16 protein-coding genes and 3 tRNA genes are annotated in these 21,330 nt (G+C 33.9%); 11 read left to right on the top strand and 8 right to left on the bottom strand.

What is annotated here, in order from left to right:
- The first annotated feature begins 92 nt into the window (after positions 1 to 92).
- From ACHRVX_RS15670 to ACHRVX_RS15645, 6 genes are all read left to right on the top strand, one after another.
- A complete protein-coding gene (locus ACHRVX_RS15670; protein ID WP_395333836.1) occupies positions 93 to 3,290 on the top strand; it encodes a SusC/RagA family TonB-linked outer membrane protein in 3,198 nt (1,065 codons plus the stop codon).
- Positions 3,291 to 3,301: 11 nt separating this feature from the next.
- On the top strand, positions 3,302 to 4,900 hold the full coding sequence (locus ACHRVX_RS15665) for a RagB/SusD family nutrient uptake outer membrane protein (RefSeq protein WP_395333834.1): 1,599 nt from the start codon (positions 3,302 to 3,304) through the stop codon (positions 4,898 to 4,900).
- Between the two features lie 18 nt (positions 4,901 to 4,918).
- Positions 4,919 to 5,974, top strand: coding sequence for an IPT/TIG domain-containing protein (locus tag ACHRVX_RS15660; RefSeq protein WP_395333832.1), 1,056 nt, complete (start codon positions 4,919 to 4,921; stop codon positions 5,972 to 5,974).
- A 90-nt stretch (positions 5,975 to 6,064) separates the two neighbouring features.
- Entirely contained in the window at positions 6,065 to 7,300 is a 1,236-nt protein-coding gene (locus ACHRVX_RS15655) for a glycoside hydrolase family 27 protein (RefSeq protein WP_395333830.1), read from the top strand.
- An 18-nt stretch (positions 7,301 to 7,318) separates the two neighbouring features.
- The gene (locus tag ACHRVX_RS15650) at positions 7,319 to 8,278 is read left to right on the top strand and encodes a glycoside hydrolase family 5 protein (protein WP_395333828.1); all 960 of its coding nucleotides are present in this window, start codon (positions 7,319 to 7,321) and stop codon (positions 8,276 to 8,278) included.
- A 597-nt stretch (positions 8,279 to 8,875) separates the two neighbouring features.
- A complete protein-coding gene (locus ACHRVX_RS15645; RefSeq protein ID WP_395333826.1) occupies positions 8,876 to 9,970 on the top strand; it encodes an outer membrane beta-barrel protein in 1,095 nt (364 codons plus the stop codon).
- Between the two features lie 386 nt (positions 9,971 to 10,356).
- Here ACHRVX_RS15645 and ACHRVX_RS15640 read toward each other — a convergent pair whose 3' ends face one another.
- From ACHRVX_RS15640 to ACHRVX_RS15615, 6 genes are read right to left on the bottom strand one after another with little or no spacing between them, the layout of a single operon-like run.
- Positions 10,357 to 11,262 (bottom strand): N-acetylmuramoyl-L-alanine amidase, encoded by a 906-nt coding sequence (locus ACHRVX_RS15640; protein WP_395333824.1) that lies wholly within the window; start codon positions 11,260 to 11,262, stop codon positions 10,357 to 10,359.
- 33 nt (positions 11,263 to 11,295) lie between these two features.
- Positions 11,296 to 11,868, bottom strand: a complete 573-nt coding sequence (locus ACHRVX_RS15635) for a hypothetical protein (protein WP_395333822.1) — start codon at positions 11,866 to 11,868, stop codon at positions 11,296 to 11,298.
- A 42-nt stretch (positions 11,869 to 11,910) separates the two neighbouring features.
- Positions 11,911 to 13,224 (bottom strand): 30S ribosomal protein S12 methylthiotransferase RimO, encoded by a 1,314-nt coding sequence (gene rimO, locus ACHRVX_RS15630; protein WP_395333820.1) that lies wholly within the window; start codon positions 13,222 to 13,224, stop codon positions 11,911 to 11,913.
- 35 nt (positions 13,225 to 13,259) lie between these two features.
- The gene (locus ACHRVX_RS15625; protein WP_395333818.1) at positions 13,260 to 13,415 is read right to left on the bottom strand and encodes a hypothetical protein; all 156 of its coding nucleotides are present in this window, start codon (positions 13,413 to 13,415) and stop codon (positions 13,260 to 13,262) included.
- 19 nt (positions 13,416 to 13,434) lie between these two features.
- Positions 13,435 to 14,937, bottom strand: a complete 1,503-nt coding sequence (locus tag ACHRVX_RS15620) for an OmpP1/FadL family transporter (protein ID WP_395333816.1) — start codon at positions 14,935 to 14,937, stop codon at positions 13,435 to 13,437.
- 38 nt (positions 14,938 to 14,975) lie between these two features.
- Positions 14,976 to 15,986, bottom strand: a complete 1,011-nt coding sequence (locus tag ACHRVX_RS15615; protein WP_395333814.1) for a hypothetical protein — start codon at positions 15,984 to 15,986, stop codon at positions 14,976 to 14,978.
- 101 nt (positions 15,987 to 16,087) lie between these two features.
- Between ACHRVX_RS15615 and proS the strand changes: the two genes are divergently transcribed.
- The 5 genes from proS (at position 16,088) to rpsT (ending at position 18,352) form a co-directional block, all read left to right on the top strand.
- Complete coding sequence (gene proS / locus ACHRVX_RS15610; RefSeq protein WP_395333812.1) at positions 16,088 to 17,566, top strand: proline--tRNA ligase; 1,479 nt, start codon at positions 16,088 to 16,090, stop codon at positions 17,564 to 17,566.
- A gap of 77 nt (positions 17,567 to 17,643) precedes the next feature.
- Positions 17,644 to 17,715: transfer RNA gene (locus ACHRVX_RS15605), tRNA-Glu, on the top strand.
- Between the two features lie 43 nt (positions 17,716 to 17,758).
- Positions 17,759 to 17,830 (top strand) — tRNA-Glu (locus ACHRVX_RS15600).
- Positions 17,831 to 17,874: 44 nt separating this feature from the next.
- Positions 17,875 to 17,946, top strand: a tRNA-Glu gene (locus ACHRVX_RS15595).
- 154 nt (positions 17,947 to 18,100) lie between these two features.
- Positions 18,101 to 18,352, top strand: coding sequence for a 30S ribosomal protein S20 (gene rpsT / locus ACHRVX_RS15590; protein WP_055095632.1), 252 nt, complete (start codon positions 18,101 to 18,103; stop codon positions 18,350 to 18,352).
- A gap of 864 nt (positions 18,353 to 19,216) precedes the next feature.
- On the opposite strand, the gene ACHRVX_RS15585 is transcribed toward rpsT, so the two are convergent.
- Positions 19,217 to 19,624, bottom strand: a complete 408-nt coding sequence (locus tag ACHRVX_RS15585) for a response regulator (protein WP_395333810.1) — start codon at positions 19,622 to 19,624, stop codon at positions 19,217 to 19,219.
- A 5-nt stretch (positions 19,625 to 19,629) separates the two neighbouring features.
- Positions 19,630 to 21,285 (bottom strand): PAS domain S-box protein, encoded by a 1,656-nt coding sequence (locus ACHRVX_RS15580; RefSeq protein WP_395333808.1) that lies wholly within the window; start codon positions 21,283 to 21,285, stop codon positions 19,630 to 19,632.
- Between the last annotated feature and the right edge of the window lie 45 nt (positions 21,286 to 21,330).

The following is a 21,330-nucleotide window of genomic DNA, read 5'->3' as shown; positions in this document are numbered from 1 at the left end:
GTTATAGATTTGTTAAATAATTTAAGATTTAAAACACCAACCTTTTACAACTTGAATTATGGATAACAAATTTAAACTAACCAAACTTTATTATGAAAAAACTAATGACTAACTTCATTCATTGGAACGCTAACCACAGAGCAGTTCCTTTGATTTTATTTTTGTTACTTACCAGTAATTTTATTTCGGCTCAGGTAAAAGTATCAGGAATTGTTGCAGATGAAAAGGGACTTTCTATTCCGGGAGCAAATATTTCTGTTGTGGGACAAAAAATTACTGTTTCTACTGACTTCGACGGAAAATATACAATTGATGTTCCTGCAAATTCAACTTTAGTATTCTCATTTATCGGGTTTAATACTCAAAAAATAGCTGTTGGAACCAATAAAACAATCAACGTAGTTTTAAAAACGAATGCTGAAGACTTAAAAGATGTAGTCGTGATAGGTTACGGAACTCAAAAGAGAAAAGACATCAACAGTGCTATTTCCAGTATTAGTTCAAAAGATATTGAGAATTTAAAGGTCGTTTCATTTGACCAGATGATGCAGGGTAAGGCTGCCGGTGTTGTTGTAAGCAGCAATTCAGGGGAACCTGGAAGTAATGTTTCGGTAAAAATCAGGGGTGTTTCATCTTTAACAGGAACAAATGAGCCTTTATATGTAATTGATGGTGTGCCAATTTCAGGTGATGCCCGTAACTCCTCTACTTCTGGTAGAAATGCTTCGGGAAATTCCAACTTTTCTAATTCAGGTAATATTACCTTAAGTCCTTTGGCGCTTATCAATCCTAATGATATTGAATCTATTGATATTTTAAAAGATGCTTCTGCAACTGCAATTTATGGTTCTCGTGGAGCAAACGGAGTTGTAATTGTAACTACAAAATCCGGTAAAAAAGGAACTGGAAAATTATCTTTCGAGAATTCTTATTCTATTAGTAATCTGCCTAAGAAATTACATTCTATGAATTTGCAGCAATATGCGGTTCATCAAAATGCTTTGGCTGAGGTTTATGATCCTACGTCTAAACGTCCTGAATTTGCTCACCCTGAAGTTTTAGGACAGGGAACAGATTGGCAGGATGCAATTTATGAAACCGGAATTATGACTTCAAATCAGTTGTCTTTTTCTGGTGGAAAAGAAGGAGTTAATTACTACATATCCGGTGGAGTTTTAAATCAGGAAGGTATTGTAATCGAATCTGGTTTTAAACGATATAACTTTAGAACTAATGTTGATGCAAAAGTTAATAAATTTATTAAGGTTGGTATTAACGTAAGCGGTGCCATTACTGATGAAAAATTAACGTTAAACGGTCAGTTTAATGGTGTAGTGGCAACTTCTTTATTAGCAACTCCGGATGTGGCAGTTAGAGAATTATCGGGAGCCTTTGCAGGTCCGCCTGCAGGAGGAGCTACATCGTTTGTTAATCCTGTAGCAACATCTTTATTAGGATCTAATACATTGGTAAGAAAAAATTATTCAGGAAACTTTTATACTCAGGTTGATTTGTTTAAAGGGTTAGAATATCGTTTTGAAGCCGGTGGTTATTTATATGACAATTTAGGCGAGCGTTTTGATCCTATGTACTCATTAGGAAATGCGGTAAAAAGTTTTGCTAATTTATATTACAATCCTTCAAGCGGAAATTCATGGAACTTAAAAAACATGCTTACTTATAGAAATACTATTGGTAAACACAACTTTACAGTTCTGGCAGTGCAGGAATCTAACAGAGCGCATTGGGAAGGATATACGATTACGGGTGAAGGCTATAAAGATAATAATGATAAATCGCTTGCAGCTTCAGATTTGCCTAAAGCGGTTACTAGCGGTGTATATTCAGGAACTCAAACTTTAGCTTCATATTTAGGAAGGGTTGTTTATGATTATGGAGATAAATACGGAATTTCAGCAGCGGTTAGAACTGATGGTTCTTCAAAGTTTTTCGTGGGTAATAAATGGGGCGTTTTTAGTTCTGTAGGTGGTTCATGGAAACTTTCTAATGAATCTTTTATGGAAGGAACTAAAAAATATGTTGACGGTATAAAAATTAGATTTGGTTGGGGACAAACCGGAAATAACCAAATTGGAAATAATTTATATGACGCAAATTTACACTTGATTAATAGTTCCATGGGAACATCTTACTTGCCATCAAATACACCAAATAAAGATTTGAAATGGGAAACTCAGGATCAGACTAACTTGGGATTAGATTTTGCTTTGTTCAAATCAAAACTAACGGCTTCGGTTGATTTATATAAAAAAGTATCTAAAAATTTCTTGTATCAGGTGCCTTTGCCTAACTATCTTTCTGGTGGTGGAGATTATGAAGGTGGTGTAAATCCTCCGTATTTTAATCTTGGAAGCATGGAAAATAAAGGTATTGAGATTACACTTGGTTATACCAATCAATTCACAAAAGATTTTTCCTGGAATGCTAACTTAAACTTTACTAAATATGTAAATGAAGTTACGAATATGGCGGGATTAAATATTGTGAAAACAATGGGAACGCTTGCTTATAATACCGTAACTGTTTCAAGAACTCAGGAAGGTTTGCCAATAGGTTCTTTTATTGGTTACGAGGCTTTAGGAATTTACAGAACAGATGACGATTTGACAACTTACGGTCATGCAGATGCAACGGGTAATAAAGTGGTCCTTAAAAACGGAACAAATTCATTATTGCCAAGTTTTCAAAAAGGAGATGTGATTTACAAAGATCAAAATAACGATGGTGTTATTGACTTAAAAGATATGGTGAATATTGGAAATCCAAATCCTAAATTCACTTATGGTTTTACCAATAACTTTAAATATAGAAATGTCGATTTATCTGTTTTTGTGCAGGGAACGGCAGGGAATAAGTTAATGAATTTAACGCGTGCTTCAGGTACAATGAACAGTAATTTAGGGACAAACTATTTAACCGAAGCTGCTGATTTTTATTCTGCTTCAAATCTGGATGCTTCTTTACCAGCGCCATCAACTTACGATCATATCAATAATGCAGTTTCGACGCGCTTTATTGAAAATGGATCTTATTTAAGAATTCAGAATGTGACTCTAGGGTATTCTTTGCCTTCGGATGTTATTTCAAAACTAAAATTATCAAGATTGAGGCTGTACGCTTCAGGACAAAATTTGTTCACATTTACTAAATATAAAGGATATGATCCTGAAGTGGGTTCTTATAACCAGGACGCATTATTATCAGGTGTTGATAACGGACGTTACCCAACGCCGAGACAAATAACTTTTGGTTTTAATGTTGAATTTTAATACGAATTAATATGAAAAATATACTAAAAATAAACGGTGCCATTGCTATGGCGTTGCTATTACTAATCTCATCGTCATGTTCTCAGGATTTTCTTGATGTGCCTGCAGAAGGAACTCCTACAATTGGTAATTATTACGACTCAGATTCTAAACTGGATAATGCCAGTAACGGCTTATACGGTCTTGTGTGGTTTAATATGAACAAATCGGCATTTTATGGTATTACTGATGTAATTTCCGGTAATATGTATGCAAGTCAATATAATGATTTTGGAAAATTCACAGATTTGAGTTTTACTAATTCACAAGCTTTTATATCAGATGCATGGAGATCATGTTTTGGTGCTATTGCAAATTCTAATGCTTACATCAGCAATTTGCCTCAAAGTGTTGGACCTAATGTAAGTAAAGAAGCGTTGAATAATGCATTAGGAGAATCCCATTTTATCAGAGCTTTTTCTTATTTCTTTCTGGTAAGATTATGGGGAAACGTGCCAATTATCGAAAACAATGCTGATTATTCTAAAAACTTTGTGATCCCAAGTAATCCTACCGAAGATGTTTACAAGTTTATCGAAAATGATTTAAAATTTGCTATTGCGAATTTAAGAACTAAAAACAGAGGTTCTGACTATGCGTCAAATGCTCACGTATCAAGCGGATCTGCAAAAGCTTTTTTGGCAAAAGTATATTTGTACCAAAAGAAATATGACTTGGCGAGACAAATGGCTCAGGAAGTTATTAATAGCGGAGAGTTTAAATTGTTAGGTGGCGAAGAATTGCCTACAAAATCTTTTGCCGATTTATTTTTACAGAAAAATAATAATAACGAAGAATCTATCTTTTCATGGCAATGGACTGGAGCGGGAACCTATTTTGAAGGTAATTTCTCCAATACTCTTTTTGCTCCTGAAAACAGATTAGTTGAAACGACTTATTCAGGTCAGATTGCACCATCTCAGGATTTAATTCATAATGTTTTTGAAGATGGGGACAAAAGAAGAAAAGAAACATTTATGCTTCCGGGAGATTTTTATCCAAATTTGACTTATGCTCAAACACTTGCTGTTGATTCTCCACTAATTTTAGGATATACATTTGCAATCGAAAATGAAGCTCAAAGTTCAGGTGGCGGATTGAAAAAATATGTAATCGGAAAAGAGAATTTGCCAATCACAGGACCATTCAATCCTCCGTTTAACGGAGAAAGCAGTATGAACAGCTATATGATGCGTTACGCAGAACTTTTATTGATTCATGCCGAAGCAATTTTAGGCGGACAGTCAGGAAGTACGACAGATGCTATGGCTTTAAAATCGTTTAATGCAGTTCGTTTAAGAGCGGGACTTCCTATAAAAGCTTCTATTTCATTTGATGATATTTTTAAAGAAAGACGTGCTGAATTAGCTTGCGAAGGTGATTACTATTTTGACTTGGGACGTTTGCCTTTCGCTAAAGCAAAAGCAATATTAGAAGCACAAAACAGAGGAGATAAACTGGTTGAAAAACACATTTCGATTTCTGCAAGCAACCTTTTATTGCCTTATCCGGCAGATGATTTGATTAAAAATCCAAAATTGACAGAAGTAGCACCGTATACTTTTAAATAATTTTTTAAAAATAAAAATATGAAAAATATAAAAATTGTTTCGTTAACAGCATGTATGGCATGGATGTTATCCTTAATGTTTTTAAGTTCATGCTCAAATGATGATAGTGCTTCGGTTTATACAGGTGCGCCGGTTATAGAATCAATATCACGTTCCGGTTATGATTTAGCAGGAAATCTTTTGCCATCAACTCCCGTAACTTTAGTTGATCCAAAAAATTATTATATCATTCACGGAAAAGGATTGCTTTCAACAACGAAAGTCTATTTCAATGATTTTGATACTTATTTCAGACCTACTTTTGTAACAGATACAGATATAGTAATATTAATTGATGAAAAAACACCTTATTCAAATACTTCAAATGAACTAAAAGTGGTTACAGGCAGAGGAACTGCAGTTTTTAATTTAACGGTTGCGCCTCCGGTTCCTACTTTTAACTGGTTCAATTCCATCAATGCTTCCGAAGGAGATATAGTAACGATTAACGGTGATTATTTTTTGAATCCAGTGGTAAAAGTTGGTACAGAAAATGTACCGGTTGTTTCTTCTACTTTAACTGAGGTGAAATTTAAAATGCCAGCCAATGCAACTGATAAGTATGTAACAGTTAGTAATATTTCTGGTGCTGCGGTTTCTGCTGAAGCGATTGGTTCAGCACTTTATGATGATGTATTGCAAGGAGATATAGGTCATAATGCGTGGCAAACTGCAGATACTTTTAATACTTCATTTAAAGATGATAAAGTACAAGGAGAGTCCTCTATTAAGTTTGTTTTTGGTGGATGGAATGGTGCAGACATGAAATTTAATTCAAGAGATGTTTCAAAATATAAAGCTTTTAGGGTTAAGGTTAAAAGTATCTCACAAAACACCAATGCAAGTATCACTTTTGTATTTGGCGGATGGGCTTATCAAATCAAAAAATCATTAACATCAACATGGACAACTATTGAGATTCCTTTTTCGGATATTGGAAATCCAACAACATTTGATCAGTTGACTTTACAGGAATCCGGAAATTTTGGCGGCAATACAATCCTTATGGATGACATGGGATTTGTATTGAAATAAAATATTTATTTTGAGTTTTGTTTTAAATATTCCCTAATCAACTCCATTAGGGAATATTTTTTTTAATATAATTAATTTGAATTTTTAATAATGAAAAAAATCATTTTAGTATTTGCTTTGTGTTTGTCAAATTTTGGCTTTAGCCAAGGGAATACTCATACGCAGGCTGCAGGAAAATTTGAAGGTTTAGCGATGACACCGCCAATGGGTTGGAATTCCTGGAATACCTTCGGAACAAGTATCGATGAAAAATTAGTAAAAGAAACGGCAGATATTATGGTTTCGTCCGGAATGGCTGCGGCAGGCTACAATTATATTGTACTTGATGATGGCTGGATGACCAGAGAACGCGATGCTAACGGGGATTTAATCCCGGATCCGGTCAAATTCCCTAACGGAATGAAAGCAGTAATAGATTATGTACATAGCAAGGGTTTAAAATTTGGTTTGTACAATTGTGCCGGAACGCAAACTTGTGCGGGTTATCCCGGAACTCGTGGTTATGAATATCAGGACGCCAGATTTTATGCGAAATTAGGAATCGATTTTTTAAAATATGATTGGTGTAATACACAAGGAATTACCGCTAAAGAAGCCTATACAACAATGAGCAATGCGCTTAAAACCGCAGGAAGACCTATTGTATTTAGTCTTTGTGAATGGGGTGATAACCAACCTTGGGAGTGGGGAAAACCAGTTGGGAATTTGTGGAGGATTTCCGGAGATATTTATCCTTGTTTTGATTGCGAGTTCAAACACGAAGAAGGAAATTGGTCGTCTTGGGGATTTATGAAAATCATAGAAATGCGAAAAGACATTCGTAAATATTCTGGTCCCGATCACTGGAATGATTTTGATATGATGGAAGTAGGGAACGAAATGAATGATACCGAAGATAAATCGCATTTCTCAATGTGGTGTATGATGGCGTCTCCGCTTGTTGCCGGAAATGATTTCAGAAAAATGTCAAAAGAAACTTTAGCAATATTAACCAATAAGGAACTAATTGCTGTTGATCAGGATAAACTGGGAATTCAGGGTTTTAAATATGCTGCCGAAGATGGTTTAGAAATCTGGGTCAAGCCTTTATCCGATGGAAATTGGGCTGTAACTTTTTTAAATAGGAGTGAAGTTCTTAAAAAAGTAAACTTCGATTGGAAAAAACAGACCATCAAAGATGCTGATTTTGGTTACGAAGCTAATTTTAATACAACAGTTTATAAATTAAAAGATCTCTGGAAGAATAAGGAAATTGGAACTACAAAAAAGAATCTCATTGCTGATATTGCTCCTCATGACGTAATTACTTTGCGACTAATTCCTTAAATCATATTGATTATGAAAATGAAAACAATATTTTTTACACTTACCTTATTAATGATCGTTTCGGTTTCAAATGCACAATTTGTAAAACATCATGGTCAGTTAAGCGTTCAAGGAACTCAATTAGTAGATAAAAATAATAACCCAATTGTTTTACGCGGAATGAGTTTTGGCTGGCATAGTATGTGGCCGAGATTTTATAATGAAAAAGCGGTTAATTGGTTAAAAAAAGATTTCAATTGCAATATTGTTCGTGCAGCAATGGGAATTGAGTTAGGGGAGATGTCCTATATTAAGGAACAACAATTTTCTAAACAAAAAATAGAAGCTGTTGTAAACGGAGCTATAAAATCTGATATATATGTAATAATAGATTGGCACAGCCATAATATTAATCTCAAAGAAGCCAAAGAATTTTTTGCTGAGGTTTCTAAAAAGTATGCAAAATATCCTAATATAATATATGAGATTTTTAATGAACCTGATTATGAATCCTGGCCTGAAATTAAGGCTTACGCCGAAGAAGTAATTAAGGTAATCAGAGAGAATGATCCTCACAATATTATTTTAGTGGGATCACCACATTGGGATCAGGATGTAAATCTTCCGGCTGCAGACCCAATTAAAGGATTTGATAATATAATGTACACCATGCATTTTTATGCTGCAACACATGGTAAAGATTTAAGGGATAGAACGGATGCAGCTATAAAAAATGGTCTTCCAATTTTTGTTTCAGAATCTGCGGGTATGGAAGCTACGGGTGATGGACCTTTAAATAGTAAAGCCTGGCAGGAATATATAGATTGGATGGAAGCTAAAAAACTAAGCTGGATAACATGGTCTGTTTCGGATAAAGATGAAACATGCTCAATTTTAAAAAAATCTGCAAAATCAGAAGGAAAATGGAAAGATCAGGACTTAAAAGAATCGGGAATTAAAGTTCGTGAGTTTTTAAGAAAATACAATACGCAAGATTAGATTTAGTTTTCTAAATTTTTTAAAGCCTGTTCATTTTGAACAGGCTTTTTTATTTCTATAGAAGTAATTTCAAATTTCATTCAGAATAATGGAATTTAAAAACCCAAATATAAATCATGGAATATTTGTAAGAATTTTAACTGTTGGATTTTTTGACTGTGATTTGATTTTTTTTGAAGTTTAAAATTGATGTATTTTAATTTTTTTTATAAAAGCCCCTATTTTTTATAGGGGTGTTTTGATTTCAAAGATGATTTTTATGTTTTGCTATTGTTTTTTATGGAGTATATTCAATTTTTTATCCATTTTTAGATTAAAAACGGGTAAAATTGTTTGTTGAATTTTCAAAAATAATTAAGTATAAATATCAAATCACGATTATTGTTAATTTAATTTTTGTAATCCATAATTCTGCTATTAAATCGTCAAAAAAATAAGGTTCAGGCCTTTTCCTCATACAAAAGTTAATAAATTCGCTAATGAAAATGAGGATGTTTTGGCGGCGAATAAGAGGTTTTAGAAATGACTTATACTATTACATAGATATATAAAAGATTAACTAACCAGAATCAATTAATAACTAAAAACCAATTACACATGAAAAAAGTATTTCACATTTTAGCCGCGATGTTAACAAGTTCTTTTGCTTTTGCCCAAGATGATACTGAAGCTTCAGTTTCACCGGCAACAACTTGGGGAGGATCGGCAGACGCTTACTATAAATATGATTTTTCAAAACAAATGAATGGATTAACGAGCTTTACCAACTCACAAGATTCATTCGAATTAGGAATGGCTTCAGTAGAAGCATCACATACGTTCGGAAAAGCTTCTGTTTTTGTAGATTTAGGTTTCGGAAAAAGAGCAGGGGAATTTTCATATAATGAAACAACAGATAAAGATATAAATGCAAAATTTTTAATTAAACAATTATTTTTCACGTATCAGATAACAGACAAATTTAAAGTAGTGGCAGGAAGTTTTGGAACACATATAGGATATGAAGTATTAGATGCAGTAGATAATAAAAACTACAGTATGTCTTATGCGTTTTCTTATGGACCGTTCTTTAATACAGGAGTAAAAGCTCAGTATACGTCAGGAAAATTTACAGCGATGCTAGGTATCACAAATCCTACCGATTTTAAATCTGCAATGGATGCAGGTTCAAGTCAAAAAACATACATAGGACAAATAGGATATATTGGTGATACAGGAAGTGCATATTTAAACTTTACAACTGGAAGTACTAATCCTACTCCCGGAACTTTAGTGGTGCCATCTGATGAAAATAAAACTCAGTTTGATTTAACTGCTTCAAAAACAATAAGTGATAGTTTCGGACTTGGATTTAATGCAACTTATGCTAAAAGCAAAAATGATTTTGACAGTACGCTAGACGGAGAATGGTTTTCGATAGTAGGATATGCAAATTATGCTTTTAAACCATCTTTGAGTTTGGCTTACAGAATTGAATATTTTGATGCTAAAGATGCTGCTCCAAGTTTAGGAACATTAACAGGATCAAGTGTTTTTGCTAATACAGTTTCTTTAAATTATAAAGTTGGAAAACTAACAATAATTCCTGAGTTAAGATACGATGCTGCCTCAGAAGATATCTTTTTAGATAAAGATACTTTGCCAACAGGAGGATCTTTCTACGGATTAATTGCTACAACATACTCTTTCTAGAGATAAAGATTGATATTTTTTTTTTTTTTTGGAGCTGTCGAAACATACTAATGTTTTGGCAGCTTTTTTATTTAAATGGGATTTTGCTTGAATTTTTTTTTTTTGCCACGAATTGCACTAATTTCCACTAATCTTTTTTCGCTTATCTCTTGCTGAAGAAATTGAATTTTCTCTTCGTATAAATTGTTGGGTTTTATTGAAATTAAATAATCATCATTTTAATGATAGCTAAACTCAGTATTTAATTCGCGTTAATTCGTGCAATTTGTGGCGAGCAAAACTCAATTATTTATTCGATAGGCTATCGTGAGTGGCAAAATTTTAAGCAAAAAAAACGCGTTTCTAAATATTTAGAAACGCGTTTTGTATTTTGAATTATATATTTTTTACTGAAGTTGCTTTTTGTAAATAGAGTAAATAGTATCTATTGTTTTTCTGTCTAAAGTTGAAGTAGCATCAGTTTGTATGTAATGTAATTTAAAAGCTTGAATTGCTGCCGAAAGATTTTTGGTATTATAGCCAATAATTCTCAACGCTTGTTCTATTTTAAAATCAAAAGGTGCTTCTTCCAAGACTTCATCAGGCCAGATTCCAAATCCTTTTTCTGCCAAAGTTTTCCATGGAAACAGAGCGCTTGGATCTTGTTTTCTTCCTGGAGCAATATCGGCATGACCTAAAATGTTTTGCGTCGGAATGTTATAGTCTTTCTTTAATTTTGTTAAAAGCGCAACTAAACTGCTAATTTGAGCTTCAGTAAAAGGTTTAGAACCGTTATTGTCAAGTTCAATTCCAATTGAAGAAGAGTTTAAATCTGTATTTTTCCCCCAGGTTGATGCTCCTGCGTGCCATGCTCTTAAATAATCATTCAGCATTTGAACTACTTTACCGTTTTCAGAAATGATATAGTGAGCACTCACTTGCGTTCTGGTAATGGTAAATGTTTTAATTGTTTGCTGAATCGAATCCTGTGCAGTATGATGAATAACAATAAAACTTGGCTTTCTTAAATTAAAGTTCACAGTTCCTATCCATTCTGTATTTACTCCATTTAGTAAATAAGTAGATCCGGTTTTTGATAAAGTGTCTTTTACAATGCCTAATTGTGCTGCATAGGTAGTATCAATAACGACAGGACTAACTGCAGGTATAGGCTGAGCTTCTTTATTTGTAATTTGATTTTCTAATGTTTTTAACTGTTTGTCGTAAACCTTTTCTGTGGTTTTATAAGGGTTTGTTGAACAAGCAGTAATAATAAGTGCTAATATGAGATAACAAAAATGTTTTTTTGCCATAATGCTTAAATTTTAAGATGAGGTATGAAACAATTATTCTTTAATTTTTGTTGCTTCTGTATCTTCCTTAATTTCTTTTGTGTCTTTGTTTTCTTTAGAATCTTTTTTCTTTTTTGATTTCGAAGGTTTTTTTAACTCTTTGAATTCAGCCATGAAAGTGGTGTATTTTTCAATCTGATCAGGATTTAAAAAAGCAGTTATTTTTTTAGTAGTGCTTTCTCTCAGTGCTTTAATTTGCTCCAGTTTTTCGTCCTGACTGCTGCTTTCGTTTTTCAAAAGAATTCCTTGCTCTTTCATGCTGTCTGTAAAAACATTTGCAATAGCAATAGCCTGAAGTTCATCAAGATTTACTACCGGTTTCATTTGTTCTACAATTCTGGCTGCGTTTTCTTCGGGTGGTGTTTCTTTAGGTTTGCTGGTGTTGCCTTGCGGTCCTCCCATCATACTTCTGTCCATACCCATTCCGCCACCTCTTCCATAACCATTATTGCCATAGCCATTGCCGCCTCCATAACCATTGTTATATCCGTTTCCGTATTGAGCCGAAACAGAATTGAAGCAGAATAAGGTAAAAACCAAAAGAAATAAAGATTGTATAGCTTTCATAAAAGTGTTTTTATCTAAAATTGATAATTGTATAGGGTAAATTTAAGCAGGTTCTCCGTATAAATCAAATTCTGTTGCTTCTATTATTCTTATATTAACAAATTCCCCAGTTTTTACATAATGTTTAGAGGCGTCAATCAAAACTTCGTTGTCAACATCCGGACTATCAAATTCAGATCTTCCCACAAAATGAGCACCTTCTTTTCTATCGATGATACATTTATAAACCTGACCAACTTTCTCCTGATTCAAATCCCATGAAATTTGCGATTGCAATTCCATTATTTCGTTTGCTCTGGCTTGTTTTACATCAGCAGGAACATCATCTTCTAATAAATAAGCATGAGTATTTTCTTCATGAGAATACGCAAAACATCCCATTCTGTCAAATTTCATTTCCTGAACAAAATCTTTCAAAATTTCAAAATCTTCCTGAGTCTCACCAGGATATCCAACAATTAAAGTAGTTCTGATTGCCATTCCAGGAACAGCGGCTCTGAAATCTTTTAATAATTGAGTCGTTTTTGCCTGAGTTGTACCACGACGCATAGATTTCAAAATAGAATCTGAAATATGCTGCAACGGAATATCAATGTAATTACAAATTTTAGGTTCGCGTTTCATTAATTCTAAAACGTCCATCGGGAAACCGGTAGGATACGCATAATGCAAACGAATCCATTCGATGCCTTCTACTTTAGCTAATTCTTCAAGAAGTTCAGCAAGATTTCTCTTTTTATAAATATCAAGACCATAATAAGTTAAGTCCTGTGCAATTAAAATTAATTCTTTAACGCCGTTTTTAGCTAATCCCTGAGCTTCTTTTACTAATTTTTCAATTGGTTGAGAAACGTGCGTACCTCTCATTAACGGAATTGCACAAAAGCTACAAGGTCTGTCACAACCTTCGGCGATTTTTAGGTAAGCGTAGTTTTTTGGAGTTGTTGTTAAACGTTCTCCTAGTAATTCATGTTTATAATCAGCTCCTAAAGCTTTCAATAATTGAGGTAATTCTGTTGTGCCAAAATATTGGTCTACATTCGGGATTTCTTTTTCTAAATCAGGTCTGTAACGCTCAGACAAACATCCTGTTACGAAAACCTTATCAACTAATCCTCTTTCTTTCTTGTCTGCGTATTCTAAAATCATGTTTACTGATTCTGCTTTGGCATTATCAATAAAACCACAAGTGTTGATTACGATAATGTTTCCTTCTTCAGCTGCTGGTGCCTCGTGTTGTACTTCTTTTCCATTCGCACGAAGCTGACCCATAAGCACTTCGCTATCATATACATTCTTCGAACACCCAAGAGTGATTACGTTAATTTTGTTCTTTTTTAAAGACTTGGTTCTCATACTTTTATAAATTGGAGTGCAAAATTACACTTTTTTTATCCAAACACCACTTGTTTCGGTTCTTTTAGTTGTTTTTTATGAAGCAAATCCTGCTGTCCGCTATATCTTTTATGGCGAACCCCGCCATAAAAGGATGCCGCTTCCATCAGGGCTAAAAAAAATCCGTCAAGTAAACCTGACGGAAATTTCAATTCATCTATTTATTCTTAATTACAATTCAAATAATAAAGTCAAAGAAACATTGTTTAGTTTCGATGTAATGTTGGCGCCATCAGTAAATCCTGTAGCGAAAAATCCCTGATTGGATTTTCTTTCTAAATAGGAGTACGCTAAATCTACTTTAGTTCCTCCAAAATTGTAACCTAAACCTCCGGAATAGCTGTTTAGATCTCCAATTGTGGTTCCGTTTTTATATGGACTTCCTTCAAAACGATAGCCGCCGCGCAAGCTCAGTTGCTTTATTTTGTATTCGGCACCAACTCTTAATTCGCCATTGCTGGTTAATTGATTGCTGATATCACTGTTTACACCTCTAAATCCAGCATCGTTTGTTGGTTTGTATTTGGCATTTCCATAATCTTTAATAGCGTAATCAACACTAATTAATCCGGATTTTCCAAATACATACGCGGCACTAAAAGTTGTTTTTCCGGGAGTTTGTAAGGTATATGATTCATATACATTTACAATATTTGGATTAACATTATTATTTATTGGTTGTCCTCCAGTAGCTTGTGTTGTTGTGTATAAACTTTGAGAAACTTCGTCATAAAGTTCGTACCACGTATTGGATTCGTATGCTAAGCCAAATCTGAATGACTCTGTAACTTTAGCTATTGCACCAAGTTGAAAGGAGAATCCGTTACCGTATGTGTAAAGCTCGTTATTGAAACGTAAATTTGATATGGTTTCTGTGGCTTGCAATGGATTATCATTGTCTTCGTAGAATGTACTAGATCTTCTGAAATCAGTAATGTGTACATTTAAGTTTGCTCCTAAATAAAGTCTGTCCTTAAATGATGTGGCAATATTAAAGCTTAATTTACCATTGTAGCCGCTGGTGTGAGTTTCATTTTCCTGATAATAATTACCTCCTGCAGGAACATTAGAAGTGTATTGAGTATTGTTGTCTGTATTTGCAACTGGATTTATTACATATCCTTTATATCCAAAATACGCTTGTTGTTCATTATAAAATTGATCTCTGTAAGGGATTTGGGTTATATCGCCTAATGAAATTCCGTTAGCATACGCTAAAAAATAATTTGCAACAGAATTTGTTGGGTTCGTTCCTACGGATACACTGTTGTTATTGAAATTATTTGTGTTTTCGTAAGTTGCGCCAATAGCAATTTTTTTCCAGCTGTTACTTGGATTATGATCATGAAAAACAAATACAGCTCCGGCTTGATTCAGTAAAAATGAATTTTCTTTATCACTTGTCTGATTTCCAAAATAGTCTGATTTATTTTTAATATCCTGATTGCTTAAAGTTACTCCCATTTGGTTATTAGAGAAAATCGCAGATCCGGCAGGATTGACACTCATAGAAGATAAATCTCCACCAACTGCTCCAAACGCACCGCTCATTGCTCTAAATCTTGCAGTTCCTGTTAAGTTGTCTTGTGAGTAACGAACAGCATCTGATATTTCTTGTGAATGTGAGACGCTGACAGCTAGTCCTGTAATAAGTAGGAATAATATTTTTTTCATTTGGATAAGTTTTATTGTGATTTTTTAGGAAGAGTAAATTATCTTCTTCCGCCTCCGCCTCCGCCGTATGATCTTCCGCCACCGCCTCCACCGCCGCCAGATGATCTCATGCTTCCTCCACCGCCGCTATTATTCATAGAGCGAGATGGGCTAGGAGAGTAGCTTCTTGATGGTGCGCTGTTTGTGTTATTGTTGTAGCTTCTGTTTGTTGTTGTGTTACTGCTTGATCTTCTGTTAGAATAGTCGTAACTATTACTTTGACCTTGAGTTGTTGTACCTCTTCTATTTGTGAAATTTGGACTTGATGAATTATATGTTCTTGTGCTTGCGGACGAACTTCTTCTAAAGTCAGAGTAGCCATTTTGTCTGTTTGATGTGTAGCTGTTTCTGTTTGTATTATAATTTCTTCCTGAAGTATAGTTTCTATTAGTGTTATAACCTCTGTTTGTCATGTAGCTTCTGTTGGAAGCGTAGTTTCTTCCTCCGTAATAAGCGGCAGATCCTCTTCTTCCATAGCTGTAAGAGTAATTGTTATAACCGTATCCATAACCACCGCCCCAATATCCTGGGTATCCCCATCCCGGATAACCCCATCCAGGTCCCCAGTAACTTGGGTAACCCCAATAACCACCGCCTCCGTAACCCCATCCATAATATGGATATCCGAAACCAATTCCGAATCCCATTGACCATGTAGGGTCAGAATATACGTTTACAGCAACTTCTGAATTTGCACTTCCCCAAGCAGGATAAGCGGTTGCACTAGCAGTTTGTGTACTGTCGTTATCTGAGTAATTACCATAAGAATCAACGTCTGTGAAAATCTCAGTTGGTTGATTATCATCTTGCAATGATTTAAAGTAGTCCTTATATTGATTGTTGGTGTTTGTGGTATTTGTAGCATACGTTCTTGTTGAGCCACCATATACTCCGTCATTGTCATTGTATGAAGTATTTTGGTAAGAACCACATGAAGCTAATAGAAAACTCAGAAATCCAATTATATAAAAATGACTTGAGTTTTGGCGGAGAGATGTAGAAGTTTTCATATCTGTGGTGTTTTTTATTGTTGCACATTACAAAAATAGTTAGTTTTGTCAAACTATTTAGTTAAAATTATTAAAACAAAATTTGTGCCAAACTATTCAATATGAGTAAGAACCTCACTACAAGATCAGAAGATTATTCGAAATGGTATAACGAGCTGGTTGTTAAAGCAGATCTAGCCGAAAATTCAGGAGTTAGAGGATGTATGGTTATTAAGCCGTACGGATATGCTATTTGGGAAAAAATGCAGGCTGAGTTAGATCGAATGTTTAAGGAAACCGGACATCAAAACGCATATTTTCCTTTATTCGTGCCTAAAAGCATGTTTGAGGCTGAAGAAAAAAATGCAGAAGGATTTGCAAAAGAATGTGCTATTGTAACACATTACAGATTGAAAAATGATCCGGACAAACCCGGAAAACTAATGGTGGATCCGGATGCTAAATTAGAGGAAGAGCTTATTGTTCGTCCTACCAGTGAAGCAATTATTTGGTCTACTTATAAAGGATGGGTGCAATCTTACAGAGATTTGCCTTTGTTGATTAATCAATGGGCCAATGTTGTTCGTTGGGAAATGCGTACTCGTTTGTTTTTAAGAACTGCTGAGTTTTTATGGCAGGAAGGCCATACGGCTCATGCAACAAAGGCTGAAGCTTTAGAGGAATCTGAAAAGATGATGAATGTTTATGCTGATTTTGCTCAGGACTTTATGGCGATTCCAGTGGTTAAAGGTATTAAAACAGAAACAGAACGTTTTGCAGGTGCTGATGAAACGTATTGCATTGAAGCTTTAATGCAGGATGGAAAAGCATTGCAGGCTGGAACATCGCACTTTTTAGGGCAAAATTTCGCAAAGGCTTTTGAGGTGAAATTCACAAACGCCGAAGGAAAGCAGGAATATGTTTGGGGAACTTCATGGGGAGTTTCTACTCGTTTGATGGGAGCTTTGGTAATGACGCATTCTGATGATCAGGGATTAGTGTTGCCTCCAAATTTGGCTCCTATACAAGTGGTTATTGTTCCTATTTATAAAACAGATGAGCAATTTGCTGAAATTAGCGCAGCGGTCAATGAATTAACTGCTAAGTTTAAGAAATTAAAAATTTCGGTTAAGTATGATGACAGAACGACCCAAAAACCAGGATTCAAGTTTGCGGAATGGGAATTGAAAGGTGTGCCTGTTAGAATTGCCGTTGGACCAAAAGATTTAGAAAACGGAACTTTTGAGGTTGCCAGACGTGATACATTGACAAAAGAGACAGTTTCTGGTGAAGGAATCGTTACTTATATAAATGACCTTCTGGAACAGATACAAACTGATTTATTTAATAAAGCATTAAATTATCGCGATACTCATATTACGGAAGTAAATAGTTTTGAGGAATTTAAAGAAATTTTAGACGGGAAAGGTGGTTTTGTATCGGCACATTGGGACGGTACTGCTGAGACAGAAGAGAAAATAAAAGACCTGACAAAAGCTACGATTCGATGTATTCCTTTAGACGCTGTAGAAGAGGCGGGAACCTGTGTGTTTACTGGGAATCCTTCATCAAAAAGAGTGTTGTTTGCTAAGGCATATTAATTTTTTTTAATTTTTTTTGCATCAGGTATTGTACATCTTAAAAATAGTTGTATTTTTGCATCCGCATTAGAGAAGCAGGCCCGTTCGTCTATCGGTTAGGACGCATGGTTTTCATCCATGTAAGAGCGGTTCGATTCCGCTACGGGCTACTACTTTTTTTGCGAATTTTCTTGAAATACTGAAAATTAAAATGGCCCGTTCGTCTATCGGTTAGGACGCATGGTTTTCATCCATGTAAGAGCGGTTCGATTCCGCTACGGGCTACAAAATTTCAATTTATTAAAATTGGAGAAAACTTAGAGGATACTGGTCTGTTCGTCTAGGGGTTAGGACTCCAGGCTTTCGTCCTGGTAACAGGGGTTCGATTCCCTTACAGACTACTAAAATTAGTTGTGAATAAGTTTTGTAAAATAAAAACTGGTGTCTCGGTCTTTATTTTATTAGTTAAAACCAAAGTGATTGTTTTGCAATTGTGGGAGGTTTTTCTTTTTTAACTAGTATATATAATAATTATTACATCTAAAATTAAAGAAAATGGCAAATCATAAGTCAGCATTAAAAAGAATCAGAAGTAACGAAAAAAGAAGAGTTCTTAACAGATATCAACATAAAACTACTCGTAATGCAATTAAAGCATTAAGAATAGCTACTGATAAAGCTGATGCTACTTCAAAATTATCAACTGTTATTTCTATGATTGATAAATTAGCTAAAAAGAACATCATTCATGATAATAAAGCTTCTAACCTGAAGTCTAAATTAACTAAGCATGTTGCTAAATTGTAATTAATTACAATTTCCTAATATATAAAAAGTCCTCTTTTAGAGGACTTTTTTATTTGAAATTAACGCGGAGAAATTCCAAATTAAAAAAATCCAAATTCCAACTTGTATGCGGTAAATACTGCGATCTATATTGGGATTTGGATTTTTTTATTGGGTTTTATGGATCAACATGAAAAATTTTGGAGCCGGAATTTTAAATGCTCAACTTATACACTGTCAATACTGTGATAGATATGGAATTTGGAATTTTTATTTGGTTTTTATTATAGCTATATCTATTAAAATTCGGGAATTTATTTGTTTTGAATTTTGTTGATAGTTACGGATCAACACGAAAACCTGTGGAGAGAAAAAAAAAAATACCAGAGCACTCAAAGATTTTTTACTAAGCAAGATGGATATAAACACAAAGTTCACAAAGCTAGTTCAGCACAAAGCTTTGTGAACTTTGTGTTTGTCAACACACTCTACGATAAAAAACTTTGCTTGCTTTGCGGTAAAAATCATCCAGTATATAAATGTAATCTCTTCGGGATATTTTTTTTACTTCGTTAGGAGTTTAATATTGGTAGGATAAAAATCAACCAGAAAAATATCCCGTAGGAATTAAACTTTTTAAAGCCAATTTATTTATTGAATTATTAAACGAGCAACTTCAATTAACTACTAATCTCTTTTATGTTTTTCCACAACATTTAGTCTTGATCCATAGTTATATATTGCGTTAGGGATGGGAACGATATCCTTTTGTGACAAGATAAAATTTCTGGTTCGTTCCTAAATAAACTGGAGCAAAAGATTTAGTGTACAGCCCGACCCGGAGGGTAACGCCATTATTAATATAAATGCTTGAGAAATATAGTATTACTGAAGATTCATTTTCTTTTTTAAATATTCCAGCATTTGTTGTGTAATTGGCTTTGAAAGAAAATCGATAATAATAGGGTATTTTTTTGCTTTAGCCAGGTCTTCGGGATCAATTGTAGAGGATAACACAATTACTTTTGCAGAATTAAATTCATTATAATCCATAGAGGTAAAATGATCTAAAAACTCCCAACCGCCCATAACTGGCATATTTAAGTCTAAAAAAATCAATTGAGGTTTATTGGCTTTGTTTTTATTGTATTTTAAAGTATTGAAATGATGCAGTGCTTCTTCACCATTTGGAGCGGTAATTATTTCCTTTGAAAATGATGATTTCAAAATTACTTTCTTGCATAACATTAGCGTGATTGGATCGTCATCAATGCATAAAATTTGCTCCAGCATATTTATTAATTTTTGAATGTTATTGTAAATGTTGTTCCCTTATTGACTTCGCTTTCAATACTAATTGTTCCTCCCATTGTTTCAACTTGTGATTTTACAAGATATAGGCCTAATCCTTTGCTGTCAGGATAATTGTGAAATCTTTGATATAGACCAAAGACTTTGTCGCCATTTCTTTCCAGATCGATTCCAATTCCGTTGTCTTTAAAGGTTAGAATAGTGCGATTGTCTATTTGTTCAGCAATGATGGCAATTTTTAGTTTCCTGTTTTCTGATTTATATTTTATTGAATTTGTAAGTAAATTAAGTAAGATACTTTCAATGTATGCCTTATTTGTGTTTAAAAAGGGAACTCTGTCAAATTTAAGTTTAATAATTGGTTTGTGTAATTCGATTTGAAAAGATAATTGACTAAAAACATTTTCAAAAACTTCTTTTAATGAGACTTCTTCTTTTTGCATAGAAGGATTGTCTTTGATAATGATAACTTTTACTAAATCGTTTATGGTTTCGTTTAATAAATGTGTTGATTTTGTAAATCCTGTAAGGATTTCTTCCAGTTCAGGGTTTTCAATCTGAATATCTTCAATAAGGTTTAAAAGTCCAATTAAGTTAGATAACGGTGCTCTTAAATTGTGCGATGTTATATAGGAGAATTGTTTTAGATCCTTGTTATTTTGTGTTAGTTCCCTGATGAGATGTTCTTTTTCTGTTTCTAATTTTTTTTCATCAGTAATGTCTCTTTGAATAGAGATCCAGTGTGAAATTACACCCTCATTGCTAAAAATAGGAATCATTGAAAAGCGAACCCAAAATTCTTCCTTATTTTTTGTGTAACTAATGGTTTCTATTAGGCATTCTTCTTCATTTTTGATAGCTCTCAGTAGCTTTTTTAGTTCTTCGGAATCTGATTTTGGACCTTTGAAAATATTGGGTGACTTTCCTATTATTTCATGTGATAAATATCCTGACATGTGTGAAAATGCAGGATTTACGTATACTATTTTTGGAATTTTTCGATCTGCTGAATTTGCTTCGGTAATTAAAATGGAATCTTTAGATTGTGTAATTACGGTTTCTAATAGTTTTAACCTTTGTTCTTCTTCTTTTTGTTTGGTAATATCCTGAATGGCTCCAATCATTCTAATGGCTCTTCCGTTTTCGTCTTTTAGTAAAAAACCTCTGTCCAGAACATATTTATAAGTTCCATCGGCACATTTAAAGCGATATTGATCTTGCCATTTTTCGGTTTTTTGTTCGATAAAGGAATATAATTTGATTGACATTCTGATGCTGTCTTCAGGATGTATTTTATCAAACCACCATTTTGACGTTTTTCCTACTTCTGACTGATTATAGCCAAAAACAGCTTCAATACCTTTGTTCCAGTTAATGCTGTCTTCCTGAATTTTCCAATCCCAAATTGTGTCGCTGGTAGCTTTTGCTACAATGTCATATTTTTCGTTTGATTCTTTTATTTCCTCATTTGTGCTTTTTAATTTTTCGAAAATAGAAATATTTTTGTTTTCGTTTTTCGCGAGTATATACTTGAAGATAAATCCTGTAGTTAATATGAAAAAGACATCTTTTATAAAGAATAAATAAAAATATTCTGTTTTAGAAAAGTAGGTAGTGAGTAGTTTATGACATAGAATTGCCATAATTAGCGATATGATAACGTAAATTAGAGTAATTTGGAGAGTTTT

Source organism: Flavobacterium sp. FlaQc-47, from assembly GCF_044006475.1.
Taxonomy (GTDB): Bacteria; Bacteroidota; Bacteroidia; order Flavobacteriales; family Flavobacteriaceae; genus Flavobacterium.
The sequence above is the reverse complement of the archived record's forward strand: the minus strand, read 5'-3'. Positions and strand labels throughout refer to the sequence as shown.